The following is an 18,821-nucleotide window of genomic DNA, read 5'->3' on the forward strand; positions in this document are numbered from 1 at the left end:
ACTATAAAGAACCATAAGACATGAGTCGTTGATACCTTTTACTTGTTAGTTCGCTTATATCTATATTTCTTAATTCTAAAATATTTTTTTCAATAGAGCCTTTAAGATTATTTGCCATGTAATCAGGATTTCTATGAGCTCCTCCTAATGGTTCTTTAATAATCTCGTCTATAAGACCGAGGTCCAGAATACTTTGTGCACTCAGCTGCATAGCTTCAGCAGCATCTCCAGCTTTATCAGAATCTCTCCATACTATTGAAGCACATGCTTCAGGAGTTGCTACAGAATAAGTTGAATATTCAGACATGCTAATTTTATCTCCTACTGCTATTGCAAGAGCTCCTCCAGATCCACCTTCTCCCATGATATTAACTATAATTGGAGTCTTTAATCTAGACATAACGCTCAAATTATAGGCTATTGCTTCACTCTGCCCCCGCTCTTCACTTTCTATTCCTGGATAAGCTCCAGGCGTGTCTATTAAAGTTACCACAGGTAAACTAAATCTTTCTGCTAATTCCATTAATCTACAAGCTTTTCTATATCCTTCTGGTTGAGCCATTCCAAAATTATGAAGTATCTTTTCTTCTGTAGATCTTCCTTTTTCATGACCAATTAAAACAACTTGATGATCACCTATAGTCGCTAAGCCCCCTATAATTGCTCTATCATCTCCAAACCGTCTATCTCCATGTAATTCGTCAAAATGACTACATATCTTTGTTACATAATCAAGAAAGTGGGGTCGCTTAGCATGTCTAGCTATTTGAACGCTCTGCCACGAAGATAAATTAGAAAATATTTTTTCTGTTAATAAAACTATTGAATCATTTAATTTATTAACTTCTTTACTTATCTTTTCAGGATCAGTCTCAGGTGAGTTTCTTAACTCCTCTAGTTTAGACTCTAAAGCTTCTATAGGTTTTTCGAAATCTAAATAATCTCCATTCATATCAAAACATAAAATTTTTTAATGCAAATATAAATGATTATCATACACCAATTGAATATTTTCTTTCCCAAAGGTCTTTTCAAGTGACAACAATCTATCCTCGTTTAAATTTAAATTGTATTCTTCGGGTAGTGATAAATCAGCCTCTGATTCTTCACCAGAATAAGTAATTAATAAGGGAGTTTTTTTACCCTCCTCTTCTATATTTATTTTTTTTATTTTTTCTAGATTTACCTTCAAATTTTTTGAATTCATCTTTAAATTAACATACTTACAATACTCTCTTCTTGCATCATCAAGGGTAAGAATATTCTGAGCTATTAATTTAAAAGTTTCTTTAAATTCATTACTAGAGAATTCATCCTTTTCAATATCTCCTTCAATGATAACTGTTTGTCCTTTTTTTAAAGCACTTCTAAACTTATCATAAATATCTGCCCAAATAGATACTTCTATTTTTCCAGAAAGATCTACTAAAGTAATAAAAGCAAATCTCCCTCTTTTTCCTTGACGCATATTCAACTGTGAAATGAAACCTCCTAGTCTAGCAAAAGAAGTATCTTGGGTTAGATCTCCTATAAGACCACTACACATCCTAGTTATTTCGTTTTGACGCCCTTTAATAGGGTTAGATTCTAAATAGAACCCTAAAGATTTATATTCAGCAATAGGCAAATTAAATTTATTTTCTGGGGTTAATGTAATCCTTTCAGGATCTGGATCTATCTGCTCATCCTCAAACAAATCACTAATCCCACTCTGTCTTCTGTCCATTAAATGCTCTACCTTCTTTAAGGTAGCATTTATAGATCTAAAGAGATCTTCTCTTACTCCTAACCCATCCATTGACCCAGATCCAATCAAAGCTTCTAATACCCTCTTATTAATACGAAATTTGTTCATTCTCAGACAAAAATCTTCTAAATTAGTAAAATGAGATATTTCACGTTCAGTTTGAATTCCTCCTATTAAAGATTCTCCAACCCCTTTAATAGCTCCAAGTCCATAAAGTATTTCATCATCTGAAATATCTAAAAAGAGATATTCACTCTTATTTATATCTGGCTTGGTTACTTTTAATTTCATTTCTCTGCATTCATCTACAAACATTTGAACTCTATCTGTTGAATCAATCTCACAAGACAAAACGGAGGCCATGAAAGAGGCAGGAAAATGAGCTTTAAGCCAAGCGGTTTGATAAGCAATAAGAGCATAACCAACGGAATGAGAACGATTAAATCCATAGCCAGCGAATTGTTCAATTTGATCAAATAAATTTCCAGCATACTTTTTATCTACTTTATTTAATGCACTTCCTTCGATAAAGGCTGATCTCTGCTGCTCCATTTCCTCTTTCTTCTTTTTTCCCATAGCCCTTCTAAGAATATCAGCCTGTCCTAAACTAAAACCAGCTAGATCTTGTGCTATTTGCATCACTTGTTCTTGATAAACAATGACTCCATAGGTAGGACTTAGTATATTTTTTACAGCCTCATGTCCGTAAGTGACATCCTCTCTTCCATGTTTCCTTTCAATATAAGACTGAACCATATTCATACCTAAGGCTCCAGGCCTGTAGAGAGCATTCATACTTACAATATCTTCAAAACGATTGGGAACTAATTGTTTTAAATACTCTCTCATACCTCTTGATTCAAGCTGAAAAACCCCTGTAGTGTCTGCCTTTTGAAGAAGGCTAAAAGTTTTTTTATCATTGAGAGGTAAATCATCTATCCTTAATTCTTTATTTATATTTTTTAGATTTACTCTTTTTAAAGTCCTATCAATAATTGTGAGTGTTTTTAGCCCTAAGAAATCAAATTTAACTAGTCCTACTGCCTCAACATCTCCCATATCAAATTGAGATGCAACAGTACCCTTTTCTTCATCTAAAATAAGAGGAGTAAAATCTGTTAAAGCTGTAGGTGCAATTACAACTCCAGCTGCATGTGTACCTACACTTCTAGCAATGCCTTCAAGTTTGAGTGCCATCTCGTAAACTTCCAAACCGCCATCACTTGAATTAACAAGTTCCTTAAATTCTTTATCCTTATAAGCTTGCTTAAGAGAAATACCGAGAACATCTGGCATAGCATTGACTAAAGATTCTCCAAACCAATATGGTTTATCTAATACCCTTACTACATCTTTAATTACAGCTCTAGCTGCCATAGTTCCTCTTGTTCCTATTTGAGCTACAGAGTCTTTGCCATATTTTTGTGTCACATAGTCAAGAACCCTATCTCTGCCATCTCTACAAAAATCAATATCAAAGTCCGGATTACTTACCCTTTCTGGATTTAAAAACCTTTCAAAAAGAAGATCATATTTTATAGGGTCTATAGAAGTAATGCCTAAGGCATAAGCAGTGATAGAACCAGCACCTGAACCTCTGCCGGGACCAACAGGTATTTCATTCTCTTGAGCCCAATTTACAAAGTCTGCGACTATTAGAAAATAGCCCGCAAAATCTAGTTTACATATCATATCGAGCTCATATTCAAGCCTTTCTGCATATTTTTCTTTATGAATATCATACTTATTTACTGACGATTCTATAAATTCAATTCTATTCTTTAATCCTTGCTCAGCGCTCTCCCTAAGCATGTCTTCATTACTTTTTCCTTCTGGGACATCGAAGTCAGGAAGGAAGAACTTACCAAGATCAATTTCTAGATTACATAGTTTAGAAATTTTAACTGTATTTTGAAGAGCTTCCGGTATATCAGAAAAAAGATTTATCATTTCTTCCGTTGAAGTTAAATATTGCTTTGGAGAATAGATCTTTTTTCTTCTAGGATCGCTTAATGTTTCACCTTTTTGAATACAAACCCTAGCTTCGTGCGCCTCGAAATCTGATAAATTTCCTTCTGAATCTATAGGCTCTAGAAACCTCACATCATTAGTTGCAACCAAAGGAACCTCATGCTGGATTGATAAATTTATAACACTAAGATTATGTTCCTCTTCTCCTTCCCTATTTACTCTTTGTATCTCTAAAAAAAAATTATTATTAAAAATTTTTTTTAAAGCTATCACTCTATCTGAAGCGAGGCTTTCATCTCCCGAAAGTAAAGATTTGCCTACATAACCAAATTGACCTCCTGATAAAGCTATGATGCCTTGATAATTACTTTCAAGCCAATCTAGGTTTACATGGGGAACACCTTTTTTTTGGCCATCTACATAAGACCTGGAAACTATTTTTGTAAGATTCTTGTAACCTAGATTATCTTTTGCTAATAAAACTAAAGTTCCTGAAGACTGATCAATATCCTCAACTAAGTTTATTTCCACACCTATTATTGGTTTAATTCCATTTTTTCTTGCAGCTTTATAAAATTTTATTAAACCAAAAAGATTAGAAATATCAGTTAAAGCTATAGCAGAAAAATTTTTTTTATAAGCTTCCTCTGCTAAATCATCTATTCTTATTATTCCATCTGATAACGAAAATTCAGAATGTACATGTAGATGTATAAATTCTTGATTAGTATTTAAGCCCATTAACTTCATTATCCAATTTTTTTAAAGGTTTGAAAGTCATTCTGTGGTGTTTACATGGACCAAATTCTTTCAACGCTTTCAAATGAAATCTTGTAGGATATCCTTTATTATTTTTGAAATCATAAATAGGGAATTTTTTATCTAATTTTTTCATTAACTCATCTCTGGCAACCTTAGCAACTACAGATGCAGCCATAATACTGTGTATTTTAGTATCGCCTTTAATAATCATTTCTAATGGCAAATCTGTACTAGGTGCAATATTCCCATCAATAAGAAGCTTTGAAGGCCTACATGAAAGGGATTTAATAGCTCTTTTCATTGCTAACAAGCTTGCACGTAATATATTTAAAGTTTCTATCTCAGTAACACTAGACTTTCCTATACTAAAAGCTATTGCATTAGCTCTTATTTCCTTATCAAGTCTAATTAGTTCTTTAGGACTTAAACTTTTTGAATCATTTAAACCGATAATTCTTTTTTTGCCTAAAATAACAGCTGCTGCATACACAGGACCTGCTAGAGGACCTCTACCTACCTCATCAACTCCAGCAATTAACATTTAGAATAGAATTCGATAATTGCATCTTTAGCTGAACTAGGACCTTTACCTATTAAAGAAATATGAATTTTCCGAAATTTTTCAAGAATTATTGAACGTTTTATACTTCTTAATTCTTTAAATGACTTTAAGATATTATGTTTTGTTACCTTGCCTTGCAATAACTCCGGAACTATTTCTTCATTACTCAATAAATTGGGTAAGGAAAAGTAAGAAATATTTAAAAAAGGTTTAATAAAAAAATAACTAAACCAATTTGTTTTATAAATAACCAAAGACGGAACGCCTAGAAGCAAGGCTTCCAGGCTAGCGGTTCCTGAAGTTATGATTCCATAATCAGATTTTTTTAAAATTTCATGAGAATTACCAAAAGTAAATTCTATAAATAATAATTTATCCTCGTCTCTATTAAGTAATTGCAAATGATCCTTGCTAACTAAGGGCATTACAAAATCCATATTAGTATATTGTGATTTAAGTTCCTTGGCTGCTTCAATCATCAGAGGTGCTAATAATCTTATCTCAGATTCTCTACTTCCAGGCATTAAAGCCACTCTGATATTTTTATTATTTTGATCATTCAAGAGATCACTAGGTAAATCTAATTTTTGTGCTAGAGGATGTCCAACATATTTTACATTTACTTCAGAGTCTTTATAAGAACTTTCTTCAAAAGGAAATAAAGTCAACATTAAATCTACTGATTTTTCAATCTTCTTAATCCTTCCCTTACGCCAAGCCCAAACTGAAGGACTAACATACTGAATGGTTTTAATAGAGGCTTCTTGTTTTAATGACTTTGCTAATGGAAGATTAAAATCTGGAGCATCTATTCCAATAAATAGATCGGGTTTATTTTTTTTAAGAAAATCTTTTAGTTTTTTTCTAAGCTTTATCAATTCCGGTAACCTTTTTAAAGGTTCCCAAATTCCCATTACCGAAATCTTATCTAAGTCAAAAAAAGATTTTAAGCCTGCTTCCTTCATTTCTTGACCGCCAACCCCTATAAATTCGCAGTCAGGAAAATCCTTTTTAATGGATTCTATTAATGAAGCACCTAATTGATCTCCTGACTTCTCACCAGCTACTATTCCTATCTTTAATAATGGCTTACTTTTTATATTTTCATGCGGCATTATCGAACAATACCGCGAGTAGAATTTATAAGAGATTTAGCAAACAAATCAACTTCAGGATGTTTTTTGATCAAGGGTGACATTTGATCTAGAGCTTCATCTACTGTTAATTTATTTCTATATGTTAATCTATATGCAGATCTTAGAGCTTCTATTTTTTCAGCGCTAAAACCAATTCTTTTTATACCTGTTGTATTTATTCCAAAAGGCGAAGCAGGATTACCTCTCACTTTAACAAAAGCAGGAATATCTTTATTTACAGCGCTACCCATAGCACAAAAACTGTAAGCACCTAAAGAACAATATTGATGAACAATTGCATATCCTCCAAGTATAGCTCCTTTACCAACTTTAACTGCACCAGCAATAGCTGCTTGGTTAGTTAAAATAGCATCATCTTCGATAATACAATCATGAGCCACATGAGAATATGCCAAAAGCAAAATATTATTACCTATTCTTGTGACCCCTTCCTCTTGAACCGTACCTCTATGAATAGTCACACCTTCTCTGATTACATTGTTATTACCTACGATAAGTTTTGTAGGTTCTCCTTTATATTTTTTATCTGGACTTCCGTCACCTACTGAAGCAAATTGAAAAATATGATTATCTTTTCCTATTTCAGTTGGGCCATTAATAATTACATGCGACTCAATTTTAGTACCAGATAAAATTTTTACATCTGGGCCTATAACTGAGTATGGCCCTATCTGAACTCCTTCTTCTAAATAAGCTTTTTTGTCAATAATTGCTGTTGAATGATGCATTATTTAGGCCTGTCTGCGCATAGAATAATTGCTTTACCAATAACCTTATCATTCACTGAAGCAGAGCAATTAAACTTCCAAATTCCACTCTTCTCTGCAAGAACTTTGGACTCTAGAATTATCTGATCTCCCGGAACAGCTGGATTCTTAAATCTTAAATTATCTGCTCCTACAAAATAATAAATAGAGCCCTGTTCAGGTTTTTTATTCATAGTTTTAAATCCTAAGATTCCTGAAGCTTGGGCCATAGCTTCTAAAATTAAAACACCAGGCATGACTTGTTTTCCAGGAAAATGGCCATTAAAGAAAGGTTCATTTGTGGTAACATTTTTTATAGCTTTTATATATTTCCCTAATTCAATCTCAACAACTCTATCTACCAACAAGAATGGATAACGGTGAGGTAAATATTCTTGAATTTCTTCAATATTGATCTCTATTTCCATATCTATACCTTTATTAAATTATAATTTTTTATAAATATTATTAAGCTTCTTAAAGAGAACTGCATTTTTTCTCCATTCTTTATTTTCCATAATAGGAGTTCCAGAAGAGTATATTCCAGGCTTCTTAATAGATTTTGTTACTAAAGTCATTGCAGTAATATGAACTTCATCACATATAGAAATATTATCAATAACTCCGCAACATCCTGCAATAGTACAAGATTTTCCTATAATGGAACTACCTGCAATAGCGCTATTAGCTGCTATTGCTGAAAACTCACCCACCTCCACATTGTGAGCTATGTGCACTAGATTATCTATTTTCACATCTGAACTAATAATAGTATTACCAACCGATCCTTTATCTAAGGAAGAATTAGAACCTATTTCTACTCTATCGTGAATGATAACCCTGCCTAAATGTTCAATCTTAAACCAGTTACCATCTTCTTTAGCAAAACCCAAACCATCTGATCCTACTACAGTTCCGCTATGAATTATTACATCTTCACCTATTTCACTATCACTATAGATTGTCACATTTGGGTAAATAATAGAATCTTTTCCTATTTTTACATTTCTTCCTATGTAACAACCATTTCCAACTTTAACACCATCATCGATAAAAGAGTCTCTGCCAATAGTTGTAAAAGGTCCTATTGATGATGACTTACTTAACTCCGCTGCATCATGAATATCCGCTTTATCCGAAATGCCCTCTTTTAGCTCTTCGCTAAAAGGAATTTTAAAAAGTTTTGTTGCTTTTGCATATGACAAATAAGGGTCTTTTGAAATCAACACACTTGAAGAAGTTAAATCAGCATGCTCTTTCGAAATAATGATTGCACAAGCTCTACTTTGGTTGAGATCAGAAAGAAATTTCTTTTCTGAAAAAAAGGAAATTTCTTTCTCAGTCGCTTTATTTAAGGGTCCAATGCCATAGACAAGTTGTTCCTTATTACCTTTAAGGGTTGCTCCTATCTGATTAGCTAAATCTTCAAGAGTAAGATTTTTGGAAGCAGACACAAAAAACTATTCTTCCTTTTGATTAAGGAGCTCAACTACTTCAGGAGTAATGTTTAATGAAGGATCTCCCTGATCCCATCCTAAAACAGCATTTCTTTGAAGAAGTATTTTTATTCCCTTAGCCCTCATGAGTTCTGTAAGAACTTTCTGCACCTTTGGCGCTTGTTCTTGCTGAATACCCTGAACTAATTCATTTCTCATTTGCTGTAATTTCTGATTCAAAAAATTAGCATCTTGTTCAAGAGACCTTAATCTCTTTTGAGCTTCCAACTTTTCTTCATCTGACATTGTTGTTCCATCTTTTTGAACATTGGCAGCTATTTCTTGAGCTTCATTAACTTTTAGTTGAAACTCTTCTGACACTTCCTTCCATTCTTTGCTATTAGAAAGCTCTTCAAAAGCTTGCTTAGCTAGTTCTGTACTAAGAATAGCTGCTTCAACATCTATTACTGCTATACCTTCTAATTCAGCTGAAAATAAATTAGCTGATAATAGTATTGGAATAAAAAAGAACAATATTTTACGATGTATCTTAATCATGTTAACTCCTTGATTTTTTTGTTTGCGAATTTTAACTTTTTATTACTACTAAATACTACCTTAATCTTAAAATTGGCTACCAATTTCAAATTGAAAACCTTCAGTTTCATCTAACTCGCCCTGATTAAAGGGCTTAGATATGGCAAAGGACATAGGGCCCAATTGAGTAATCCAAGACACCCCAAAGCCAAACGAATACCTTAATTCACCAATATCTAATTCACTGCAATTTACATTATATTGAGTTTCTTTACATTCTTTAGCGAAAACATTTCCTGCATCTATAAAAATAGAACTTCTTAGAGATCTCTGATCTTCTAAAAATGGTAACTTAAAAATAAAATCTAACCCACCCTCAAGCAAATAAGCTCCGCCAATTGATCTATCATCTTGATAGGAATATGGATTATAAATAAAATTTCCATCCTCACCCTGTAATGGGTTACCTTCATTATCTAAATAATATGGCGAAGGAGTAGCTCTAGGTCCAAGAGTATTTTGTTTAAAACCCCTTACTGAACCAACTCCTCCAGAATAAAAATGTTCGAAAAATGGAGGCACTTCAGTATCTCCATAAGCCTCTAATGCGCCTAATTCTCCCCTTAAACCTATTATTAATCTTCCTCCAAAGAGAGGTTTAAAATACTTATGCCTATAAGTCGCCCTTAAATAAGTTAGAGAACTTCCAGGAACAGTTACCTGCAATGCCAAAGATTGTGACTGACCGGCCGTAGGAAAAATACCTCTATTTAAAGTAACCTTTGACCATACTAGTTGAGTTTTTAAGACTTCAAAATCCGTCCCTTCTGAAGAAATGAAATCGATAATTTGCGAAGCTGGCAAGGAGCCTGCATCTATCTGCGTATGATCATAATTTAGATTGAGACCAATTCTTTCAATATCAGAAATTGGAAATCCGAATTGGATTCCAGCTCCATAAGAGTCAGATGTATAACTTGCTATATTAAATTCTCCATAATCAGATTCACGAAAGTACAAACTATAACCTCTACTCACACCTTCAGAAGTATAATAAGGATCCCCATAATTAAAAGAATAATTTGTTTGCCAATCACTTTTATTGATTCCTATTCCTACTTGCTTGCCTGTGCCAAATGCATTATTTTCTGAATAATTTAAACCCAGAGTCATGCCATAAGCGCCATAGCCAAGGCTACCTCCTACACTTCCTGAATACTCCTCTTCAACAGTAAATTCAACATCTATCTGATCAGATACGCCAGGTACTGGCTTAGTTTCTGATTCAACTTCTTTAAAGAAACCTAAACGTTCAAGTCTAAGCTTTGAATTTTCAATTAACTGATTGGATGCCCAAGCGCCCTCCATTTGTCTTAATTCCCTTCTCAAGACTACATCGTGTGTTCTTTCATTTCCTTTGAAAGAAATTCGCCTAACATAAGTTCTTTGTTTAGCATCGACATAGAATGTTAGGTCAACTTCACCTGTTTCATCATTTACTTCTGGTACTCCCTTTATCTCAGCAAAGGTATATCCTTCGTTTCCTAAAATATTAGTAAATAATTCTTCAGTTTCAGTAATTAATATTTGAGAAAATATCTCTCCTTTCTGTATTAGTACTAACTGATTTAAAATTGCTTCATCTATAGGAAGATCTCCTGCTATATCTATATCATTAACTATAAAAGTATTACCTTCTGTTATATTTAAAGTTATAAAAACAGACTTTTTATCATGAGAAATAGAAACTTGCGATGAATCAAGTTCAAATTCTACATAACCTCTATCTTTATAAAATGAAGTTAAGGTTTCCATATCACCTTTTAACTTTTCTCTAGAATATCTATCATCATTTTTAAAAAAAGAAAGCCATCCTCCGACGCTTAATTCAAAACCTTTTAAAAGCTCTTCATCTAAGAAAGAATTGTTTCCTATAATATTAATATTTGAAATCTTTGAAACTTCCCCTTCCTCTATCTCAATCTTTACTCCAACCCTATTTCTTGGCTCACTTTCAGCTTTAACATCTACTTTTGCACCATACCTACCCTGACTTATATATTGTCTGTTCAATTCTAAACTCAGTCCGTCCAAAATAGATCGTTTAAACACCTGCCCTTCAGATAAACCAGCCCCTTTAAGGCCTTTCATGAGATCCTCAGTTTTTAAAGCCTTATTTCCTTCTATCTCTATAGAGGCTATAGAAGGCCTTTCCTGTATATTAATAATCAAGGTGTCTCCATCTCTACCAATCTCTATATCATCAAATTGACCAGTTGAAAATAGAGACTTACTCACATCAATTAAAGCATAACTATCTGCTGAGTCTCCTACAGATAAAGGCATAGCGGAGAAAACACTTCCTGCTGAAACTCTTTGTAAACCACTTATCCTGATATCACTTATTACCCATTCTTCAGCACTCAAGGTTACTGGCGACAATAAGCTTAATGACATAATTAATCCTAAAAATAGAGTATGTATATAAGTCTTGTTAAAAAAAAGCACTAAATTATCCTCATAACATCATTAAAGATAGCAAAAATCATCAAGCTACCTATAAATAAAATACTTAATCGAAAAGCGTATTCTAGAAAGTTTTCAGAAATAGGCGAACCTTTTATTTTTTCGATTATTATTAGAAAGATCTGACCTCCATCTAAAATGGGAATTGGCAATAAATTTATTAAACCTAAATTGATACTTATAAAAGCCATTAAAGAAAAAAATGATATTAAACCAGTCTTAGCAGCTGATCCTGCCATCATAGAAATCTGTATAGGTCCACCAATATTATCAGCGTTTACGCTTCCAAATATCATTTTTTTAATAGATTCAAGAATTAGTAAAGAAAAGTTTAGAGTTTGGTCAACAGCCTTAATGAAAGAAGAGATTAAATCTAGTTTGGTATAAATAATTAGCTCTTCAGGAAAATCTTCTATAGAAGAAATTCTAGTTACACCTAATCTACCTCTAGATATTCCGGAATCAAAAATTTTCTCTTCTACCACAGTCGAAATTATGAGTTCTTCTTTATTCCTAATAACCTTAATATCAACTAATCTTCCTTTATTAAAGTTAATTTCCTCTACCAAGTGACTCCATGTTTCTATTTTTTTATTATCTATTTCTATAATTAGATCTTGGGACTGAAGTCCTGATACTTCGGCAGGACTGCCATCTAAAATAGATGAAATCTTTGCTGGAATATAAGGACTTATTCCAAATGATCTAGTAAGATTTTCTTCACTTGATATTTTATAAGGTTTAATAATTTCAACAAAAGTTATTTTTTCTTCTTTTGAGATGTTATCAATATAGTGTATTTCAAAATTTCCAGATGACCCTGCATTTGATAATAATACTCTATTGAGATCTGTAAAAGTTTGTAATGGAGTGTCATTTATAGAAAGAATTAAATCTCCTGTGGAAAGATCAGATTCATATGCCATTGTATCTGGATAGACATCTCCTACAACGGGCGCTAATTCTTTCACCCCAACCATAAATGATATTAAATAAATACAAATAGCTAATAAAAAATTTGCTGCCGGACCTGAAGCAGCAATAAATGCTCTTTTTCCTGCCGAAGCATTTAGTATTGAATTGCCTTTGTCTTTCTCTGGAAGTTCTTCATTTACTAAAAAAACATCCTCTCCCTGCATTTGAACGTAACCCCCTAGAGGAAAAAGTCCAAATGCAAATTCTGTTCCATATTTATCAACCCTACTAAAAAGAGTTTTGCCAAACCCAACTTTAAATCTTATTACTCGTACTTGATAATATCGTGCTGCAAGAAAATGACCCAACTCATGCACGGCAACTATAAAACTTATTAAGAAAGTTGCTGATAGGATTATTATTACTAAATTAATTAGGGGTTCCATTTAATGAATTTATTCTTTTATTTGTTTCAACTCTAGCAATTAGGTCAGTTTCAAAAATGTCTTCAATAGATTGGACACTTTTAACTTCTAATTTATCCATTATATATTCAACTAATTCCATTATTTGAAGGAATGAAATTTTCTTATCTAAAAAACTTTGCACCGCCACTTCATTTGAAGCGTTAAGCACCACCGGAGAAGTTCCGCCTTCTTTTAAAGCTCTCCTAGCTAAATTTATACTAGGAAAGTTTTCTAAATCAGGATCTGAGAAAGATAAAGAACTTAACTTTGTAAAACTAATTAATTTAGATCCAGATTCTATCCTTGAAGGATAACCCAAACCATAAGCAATGGGAACCTTCATATCGGCAACAGAAATATGAGATAAAACTGAACCATCAATGTATTCAACCATTGAATGAATTAACCCTTCTGGATGAATAAGAACTTCAATGTCTCTTTCTTCAACACCGAATAACCATCTAGCCTCAATTATCTCAAGGCCTTTGTTCATTAAAGTAGATGAATCTACAGAAATTTTTGGCCCCATATCCCAAATAGGATGAGCAATAGCTTCATCTCGGGTAATTGAACTAAAAGTAGAAGGTTTTCTTTTTAAGAAAGGGCCGCCTGAACCAGTTATATATAATTTCTTAATATCTTTTCCATTATTATTAGAAAGACATTGATGAATTGCACTGTGTTCACTATCCAAAGGAAAAATAACTGCCTTAGTTTTGTTTGCTAAATTATTTAATAACTCTCCAGCAACAATGTAGGACTCTTTATTTGCTAACAAAACTTTTTTGCCTGCTTCTATTGAAGAATATACTAATTGTAAACCAGAAATCCCTACCATCCCTGCTATGACAGTGTCTATAGATCCATCTTGAATATAAGAAATTAACTCCTTCTCTGATTTTATGAGGATAGTATTCAGAGAAGAGTTTGAAAGTTCTATCTGAAACAGATTAGATGCTTGCCTATCTTTTATGAATGCAAAGGTCGGTTTAAGCTCCTCACATTGTTGCATTAATAATTTATAGTTATTCAAACAAGTAATTATAGAAATTTTAAACTTTTCTGGATGTAGTTTAATTACTTCTATAGAAGAAGTTCCAATTGACCCAGTAGAACCTAATAAAGCAATTTTTTCCATTCTTGTATGTTTAAGACAACATAAGAATTATTAAAACTATTATAGGAAAAACTGCAAGGTGGCTATCAATTCTATCAAAAATACCGCCATGACCCGGAATGAGTTTTGAAGAATCTTTTACCCCAGATATTCTTTTAAGCATACTTTCTGTAATATCGCCTAATGCAGAAAATAGACAAATAATAATCATTATAAAAATACATGTTAAAAAAGAGATTAGTCCAAAATATGCATTCAATAAAGATATTATCCCGGTAGTGACAAAAATCGCACCAAAAAGACCTTCTAAAGTCTTATTCGGGCTAATGCTAGGAGCAAGTTTGTTTACACCTAGTAATTTACCAAAAAAATATGCGCAGGAATCCATTACTACACTTATAAAGACTATTAACAACAATATTAATCGTGAATTTTCGATATTTTTCATAAATAAACTAGTAGTGCCAAAATCAAATGAAAGAATAACTAGAAGCGATGCCCAAAATGAACTATGGATTAAAAGCCCAAGAGAAAACCAACTCAAATTTAGATCAAGAAATCTAATTCCCAAGGGGTAAATAGAAATTAACACAATGGCAGCTAACCACCATAGAATTCCAAGACCAATAAAGAAATATAGAATTAAATTACTCAGATAAGGAAGGGTTAAATAATCCAGACCCCAAATGAATAATAAAGTTATTAATATTAAAGAAATTTGTAAAATTTTTAGTGCCTTAGAAATATGTCGAAGACTGAAAAATTCTTTAGCTGACAAAAAAATTAAAACGAAACCTAAGACCTTTAGTAAATAAAATGGCAAAAATATTATAGAAAATAAAAATATAAATCCTAAAAAAATTCCTGTTATAACTTTGGTCTTCATAAACTTAGGGATTATTAAAATTTGATTTATTACCAAAATTTCTTTTTCTTCTCGTAAATTCTTTTATGGCATTTTCAAACTCTTCTTTTGTAAAGTCAGGCCATAAACAATCAGTAAAATAAAATTCCGTGTAGGCAAGCTGCCATAATAAAAAATTACTTATTCGTAATTCTCCTCCGGTTCTAATACAAAGATCAGGATCTTTGAAATCTGATAACGAAAGATTTTTTGAAAAATCTTCTTCAGTAAAGGATTTAAGTTCGGCAGAAGATGAATAAAGTTTTTTGGTGGCTTGGAGAATATCCCATCTTCCGCCATAGCTCACAGCGATAACTAAATCTAACTTTTTACTATCAGTAGCTGTTCTAGCTTCAGAAGATTGCATTTTTTTTCTTAAAGCTTCATCAAATTTACTTAAGTCGCCTACAAACCTTATGGCTACCTCGTTTTTTATTAAATTAGGTACTTCTTTTTCTATTGCTTGAGCAAAAAGATCCATTAGTAAAGAAACTTCTTCTTGGGATCTTTCCCAGTTTTCACTACTAAAGGCAAAGAGGGTTAAAACTTCAATCCCTATTTGAGCTGAGAATTCTACTAATTCTCTTACTTTATTGACTCCTTCTTGATGCCCAGATACGCCGGGTAATTTTTTGTCTACAGCCCATCTATTATTACCATCCATGATGATAGCGACATGGTTTGGAAAGCTGTCTTCGCTTTGAAAAGTATTCATGGATATTCTAGAAATCTAGCAGGTCTTTTTCCTTATTATCCAAAGAAGTGTCAATATTCTTTATAAATTCGTCAGTGAGATTTTGAATTAACTCTTGTCCTTTTCTGTCATCATCTTCACTAATTTCTTTTTCTTTTAGAAATTCTTTTAATTGAGAGTTCCCATCACGCCTAATATTCCTAATAGATATTTTAGAATTCTCCGCTTCTGATTTAGCCTTCTTAATAAGATCTCTACGAGTTTCTTCAGTTAACTTTGGAACTATAACTCTTATTTTATCCCCAGAAGTAGCTGGATTTATACCGATATCTGACTCATAGATTGCTTTCTCTATGTCAGGAAGTAAGGTAGATTCGAAGGGTACAATAGATAATGTTGTTGCATCTTCTATGCCTATATTGGCTAATTGAGATAGCGGTGTAAGAGATCCATAATAATCTATTTTTATTGAATCCAATAAAGAAGGATTTGCTCTTCCTGTTCTAATGGATTTAAAAGCTGTCTCCAAAGCATCTAGAGCTTTACCCATCCTATTTGTAGAATCTTCTATAATATCTTCTAGCATAACTTCTACTCAGAATCACTAATCTGAGACATAACCTCAGTTGCAAAATCTACTTCCTCTTTTTCAATTCCTTGACCTACTTCTAATCTAATAAATTCAGATACATTTCCATTGTTTTCTTTTAGATAGGCCTCCACAGATTTCCCTGGATCCTTTACAAAACCTTGCTTCAGAAGACTTACTTCTGAAAGATATTTATTTAACCTACCAGTGACCATCTTTTCTTGGATTTCAGCAGGTTTATTTTCTTTCGAAACTTGGGATCTTATAATATCTAGTTCTTTATCTATTAAATCTTGGCTTAAATCTTTAGGCGAAACTACCAAAGGGTTAGCAGCAGCGATATGCATAGCTATATCTTTCCCTAATTCTAAAGAGCCTTGATTTAAGGAGACAGCTGAAGCTATCTTATTATTGCTATGGATATAAAAATTTACAACCTCACCTTCAATACTTTCAACTTTTCTTATCAGAATATTCTCACCTATCTTCTGAATCAATGATTCTCTATCATTTTCAAGTTGTTGATTAACATGATCTAAAAGACCGTCATTCAAATCATAACTTTTTGCAACAATGGAAGCTTTTTCACAGAAATCTATAAAGTTTTTATCTTTGGAAACAAAATCAGTTTCACAATTAACTTCTATCAATATCACTTTATTCTCTTTGGAGGTCTCTGCCAATATAATTCCTTCAGCTGCTGACCTAGTTGATTTCTTTTCAGCCTTTAATGCACTACTTTTCCTTAAATTAACTATGGCTAACTCTATATCACCTGAGGAATCTTGAAGAGCTTTCTTGCAATCCATAAGTCCCAGACCAGTCTTTTCTCTTAAATCTTTAACTTGTGAAGCTGATATTTCTGTCATTATTTTAGCCTTATATCTATATTAAAAATTGAAATTAATAGTCTACTGGTTTCTTTCCAGAGTTAGCTACTTCTCCTTCTCCCAACTTTTCTTGCGGATTATCTTGAACTTCTTCAACTGATTCATCTTCTTTTTTTCTTGTTATAGAAGGACCAGACCCAACACTTCCTATACCTGTTGCTAATTCTAAACCCTCTAAGCAAGCATCTGAAATAGCTCTGGTAAATAATCCAATAGATCGCATTGAGTCATCATTAGCCGGTATTACATAATCTATACCTTCCGGGTCACTATTCGTGTCAACTATGCCTATGATTGGTATTCCCATTTTTCTAGCTTCTGTTACTGCAATAGATTCTAATTTCACATCTACTACAAATAATGCATCGGGCAATCCTCCCATCTCCCTGACTCCACCTATAGACCTCTCAAGACGATTAATTTCTCTTTCAATTTTTAAACCCTCTTTTTTTGTTAACTTAGAAAATGTTCCATCTTCTTTTTGAACAATGAGGTCTTCGAGACGTTTTATAGAAGACCTAATAGTCTTATAATTTGTAAGCATACCCCCTAACCATCTTTGGCTTACATAAGGCATTCCACATCGAGAAGCTTCAGTTTCTATAATTTTAGAAGCTGTTCTCTTTGTAGCTACAAAAAGTAATTTATTATTTTTTGAAGCTAAAGATTTAACAAATTCTATAGCTGGTGGTAAGGATTCTAGAGTTAAATTTAAATCATGAATATGAATTTTATTCCTTACTCCAAAAATATACTCTTCCATTCTTGGATTCCAATATTTGGTTTGATGACCAAAATGTGCTCCAACTTCCAGTAGGTCTTCGAGTGTTATTTCACTCATATGTGCTCCTTAAAATGTGAGCGATTATCGCTCGGGTTAAACTTCCGCATATATCTCATTTGACTGACTAACAGAGCTTGTTGCCAGCACCCAAAAAAAGACTTAATAATACGTGCGTCTTTAATAAACAAACCTCTCAGAGAACCTTGGAGCCTCTAAAAGGAAGGCATTTATATCACAATAATAAGAATTTAAGAAGAAAAACTATGTATATCAGACATTTGATAGATTCCTTTGGATTGACTGCTTAGCCAAATCCCAGCTTCTAGTGCTCCTTTAGCAAAAACTCCCCTATCAGTTACTGAATGTTTTATTTCTAGAAGTTCATGTTCATTCTTAATAAAAATTTTATGTTCGCCCTTTATGTCTCCTTTTCTAATGGAAATAATATCCTTATCTCTAATTTTCTTATTTAACTTTTTATTTATTACCTTAGATAAGTATTTTGAAGTTCCTGAAGGCATATCCTTCTTATGTTTATTATGAGTTTCTTCAATTTTTATATCGTCAAAAGGTATTAAAAGATCACCTGACATCTCAATCATTTGTTCTATAAAATTAATACCCCTACTTGTATTTGGAGTTATTAACAGAGGGATGTGTTGAGCATGCAATTCTAATTCATTACATTCTTTTTCGTTAAAACCTGTCGTACCTATAACTAAGGGTATCTTATTTTCTGCTGCATAATTAGCAACCATTAAAGAATAATCTTTGAAAGAGAAGTCTATTATAACATCTGCATTATTACAGTTAATGAAATTAGATGATAAAAATATACCTAGCTCTTCGCGACCTAATAACTCACCTAAATCTTGACCTATTAAGTCATTATTTTTGGAACCAGAAGCTCCGACTAAGTTACATCTAGGGTGTTCTTCAGTTGCGGAAATAATCTCTTTTCCCATTTTTCCAGTTGCACCTGTTATAAAAACATTAACCATCTGATCAGATTACACT

General features: G+C 32.7%; 17 protein-coding genes. All 17 read right to left on the reverse strand.

From position 1 onward, the window contains the following. Nucleotide 1 precedes the first annotated feature (1 nt). Nucleotides 2-952, reverse strand: coding sequence for an acetyl-CoA carboxylase carboxyltransferase subunit alpha (locus tag P8J93_05150; protein MDG2061185.1), 951 nt, complete (start codon nucleotides 950-952; stop codon nucleotides 2-4). A gap of 18 nt (nucleotides 953-970) precedes the next feature. After that, nucleotides 971-4,459, reverse strand: coding sequence for a DNA polymerase III subunit alpha (gene dnaE / locus P8J93_05155; GenBank protein ID MDG2061186.1), 3,489 nt, complete (start codon nucleotides 4,457-4,459; stop codon nucleotides 971-973). Continuing rightward, the gene (locus P8J93_05160; GenBank protein ID MDG2061187.1) at nucleotides 4,443-5,021 is read right to left on the reverse strand and encodes a ribonuclease HII; all 579 of its coding nucleotides are present in this window, start codon (nucleotides 5,019-5,021) and stop codon (nucleotides 4,443-4,445) included. The genes dnaE and P8J93_05160 overlap by 17 nt, the downstream gene beginning before the upstream one ends. Beyond that, complete coding sequence (gene lpxB, locus P8J93_05165; GenBank protein MDG2061188.1) at nucleotides 5,015-6,157, reverse strand: lipid-A-disaccharide synthase; 1,143 nt, start codon at nucleotides 6,155-6,157, stop codon at nucleotides 5,015-5,017. Before lpxB ends, P8J93_05160 begins: the two co-directional genes overlap by 7 nt. Further along, nucleotides 6,157-6,927 (reverse strand): acyl-ACP--UDP-N-acetylglucosamine O-acyltransferase, encoded by a 771-nt coding sequence (gene lpxA / locus P8J93_05170; protein MDG2061189.1) that lies wholly within the window; start codon nucleotides 6,925-6,927, stop codon nucleotides 6,157-6,159. The genes lpxB and lpxA overlap by 1 nt, the downstream gene beginning before the upstream one ends. Continuing rightward, nucleotides 6,927-7,373 (reverse strand): 3-hydroxyacyl-ACP dehydratase FabZ, encoded by a 447-nt coding sequence (gene fabZ / locus P8J93_05175; protein MDG2061190.1) that lies wholly within the window; start codon nucleotides 7,371-7,373, stop codon nucleotides 6,927-6,929. The genes lpxA and fabZ overlap by 1 nt, the downstream gene beginning before the upstream one ends. An 18-nt stretch (nucleotides 7,374-7,391) precedes the next feature. Then, nucleotides 7,392-8,399, reverse strand: a complete 1,008-nt coding sequence (gene lpxD, locus P8J93_05180; protein ID MDG2061191.1) for a UDP-3-O-(3-hydroxymyristoyl)glucosamine N-acyltransferase — start codon at nucleotides 8,397-8,399, stop codon at nucleotides 7,392-7,394. Nucleotides 8,400-8,405: 6 nt separating this feature from the next. Then, nucleotides 8,406-8,939 carry an OmpH family outer membrane protein gene (locus P8J93_05185; protein MDG2061192.1) on the reverse strand — a complete coding sequence of 178 codons (534 nt, stop codon included), beginning with the start codon at nucleotides 8,937-8,939 and terminating at the stop codon, nucleotides 8,406-8,408. Between the two features lie 66 nt (nucleotides 8,940-9,005). Next, nucleotides 9,006-11,375 carry an outer membrane protein assembly factor BamA gene (gene bamA, locus P8J93_05190; protein ID MDG2061193.1) on the reverse strand — a complete coding sequence of 790 codons (2,370 nt, stop codon included), beginning with the start codon at nucleotides 11,373-11,375 and terminating at the stop codon, nucleotides 9,006-9,008. A gap of 50 nt (nucleotides 11,376-11,425) precedes the next feature. Beyond that, entirely contained in the window at nucleotides 11,426-12,805 is a 1,380-nt protein-coding gene (rseP, locus tag P8J93_05195) for an RIP metalloprotease RseP (GenBank protein MDG2061194.1), read from the reverse strand. Next, a complete protein-coding gene (gene dxr / locus P8J93_05200; GenBank protein MDG2061195.1) occupies nucleotides 12,789-13,964 on the reverse strand; it encodes a 1-deoxy-D-xylulose-5-phosphate reductoisomerase in 1,176 nt (391 codons plus the stop codon). The genes rseP and dxr overlap by 17 nt, the downstream gene beginning before the upstream one ends. Before the next feature lie 10 nt (nucleotides 13,965-13,974). Then, nucleotides 13,975-14,829: a phosphatidate cytidylyltransferase gene (locus P8J93_05205; protein ID MDG2061196.1), complete on the reverse strand. Its 855-nt coding sequence runs from the start codon at nucleotides 14,827-14,829 to the stop codon at nucleotides 13,975-13,977. A 4-nt stretch (nucleotides 14,830-14,833) separates the two neighbouring features. Next, a complete protein-coding gene (uppS, locus tag P8J93_05210) occupies nucleotides 14,834-15,562 on the reverse strand; it encodes a polyprenyl diphosphate synthase (GenBank protein ID MDG2061197.1) in 729 nt (242 codons plus the stop codon). A gap of 7 nt (nucleotides 15,563-15,569) precedes the next feature. Then, the gene (frr, locus tag P8J93_05215) at nucleotides 15,570-16,127 is read right to left on the reverse strand and encodes a ribosome recycling factor (protein ID MDG2061198.1); all 558 of its coding nucleotides are present in this window, start codon (nucleotides 16,125-16,127) and stop codon (nucleotides 15,570-15,572) included. A gap of 5 nt (nucleotides 16,128-16,132) precedes the next feature. Further along, nucleotides 16,133-16,999: a translation elongation factor Ts gene (tsf, locus tag P8J93_05220; protein MDG2061199.1), complete on the reverse strand. Its 867-nt coding sequence runs from the start codon at nucleotides 16,997-16,999 to the stop codon at nucleotides 16,133-16,135. 34 nt (nucleotides 17,000-17,033) lie between these two features. After that, nucleotides 17,034-17,861 carry a 30S ribosomal protein S2 gene (gene rpsB / locus P8J93_05225; protein ID MDG2061200.1) on the reverse strand — a complete coding sequence of 276 codons (828 nt, stop codon included), beginning with the start codon at nucleotides 17,859-17,861 and terminating at the stop codon, nucleotides 17,034-17,036. A 191-nt stretch (nucleotides 17,862-18,052) separates the two neighbouring features. Then, nucleotides 18,053-18,805 (reverse strand): 4-hydroxy-tetrahydrodipicolinate reductase, encoded by a 753-nt coding sequence (gene dapB / locus P8J93_05230; GenBank protein MDG2061201.1) that lies wholly within the window; start codon nucleotides 18,803-18,805, stop codon nucleotides 18,053-18,055. Nucleotides 18,806-18,821 lie beyond the last annotated feature (16 nt).

Source organism: SAR86 cluster bacterium (genome assembly GCA_029268615.1).
Taxonomy (GTDB): Bacteria; Pseudomonadota; Gammaproteobacteria; order Magnimaribacterales; family Magnimaribacteraceae; genus JAQWNM01.

Coding starts and splice junctions, on each gene's coding strand:
- P8J93_05150 (MDG2061185.1), bottom strand. CDS start 952: ATGAATGGAGATTATTTAGATTTCGAAAAACCTATAGAAGCTTTAGAG.
- dnaE (MDG2061186.1), bottom strand. CDS start 4,459: ATGGGCTTAAATACTAATCAAGAATTTATACATCTACATGTACATTCT.
- P8J93_05160 (MDG2061187.1), bottom strand. CDS start 5,021: ATGTTAATTGCTGGAGTTGATGAGGTAGGTAGAGGTCCTCTAGCAGGT.
- lpxB (MDG2061188.1), bottom strand. CDS start 6,157: ATGCCGCATGAAAATATAAAAAGTAAGCCATTATTAAAGATAGGAATA.
- lpxA (MDG2061189.1), bottom strand. CDS start 6,927: ATGCATCATTCAACAGCAATTATTGACAAAAAAGCTTATTTAGAAGAA.
- fabZ (MDG2061190.1), bottom strand. CDS start 7,373: ATGGAAATAGAGATCAATATTGAAGAAATTCAAGAATATTTACCTCAC.
- P8J93_05185 (MDG2061192.1), bottom strand. CDS start 8,939: ATGATTAAGATACATCGTAAAATATTGTTCTTTTTTATTCCAATACTA.
- bamA (MDG2061193.1), bottom strand. CDS start 11,375: ATGTCATTAAGCTTATTGTCGCCAGTAACCTTGAGTGCTGAAGAATGG.
- rseP (MDG2061194.1), bottom strand. CDS start 12,805: ATGGAACCCCTAATTAATTTAGTAATAATAATCCTATCAGCAACTTTC.
- dxr (MDG2061195.1), bottom strand. CDS start 13,964: ATGGAAAAAATTGCTTTATTAGGTTCTACTGGGTCAATTGGAACTTCT.
- P8J93_05205 (MDG2061196.1), bottom strand. CDS start 14,829: ATGAAGACCAAAGTTATAACAGGAATTTTTTTAGGATTTATATTTTTA.
- uppS (MDG2061197.1), bottom strand. CDS start 15,562: ATGAATACTTTTCAAAGCGAAGACAGCTTTCCAAACCATGTCGCTATC.
- frr (MDG2061198.1), bottom strand. CDS start 16,127: ATGCTAGAAGATATTATAGAAGATTCTACAAATAGGATGGGTAAAGCT.
- tsf (MDG2061199.1), bottom strand. CDS start 16,999: ATGACAGAAATATCAGCTTCACAAGTTAAAGATTTAAGAGAAAAGACT.
- rpsB (MDG2061200.1), bottom strand. CDS start 17,861: ATGAGTGAAATAACACTCGAAGACCTACTGGAAGTTGGAGCACATTTT.
- dapB (MDG2061201.1), bottom strand. CDS start 18,805: ATGGTTAATGTTTTTATAACAGGTGCAACTGGAAAAATGGGAAAAGAG.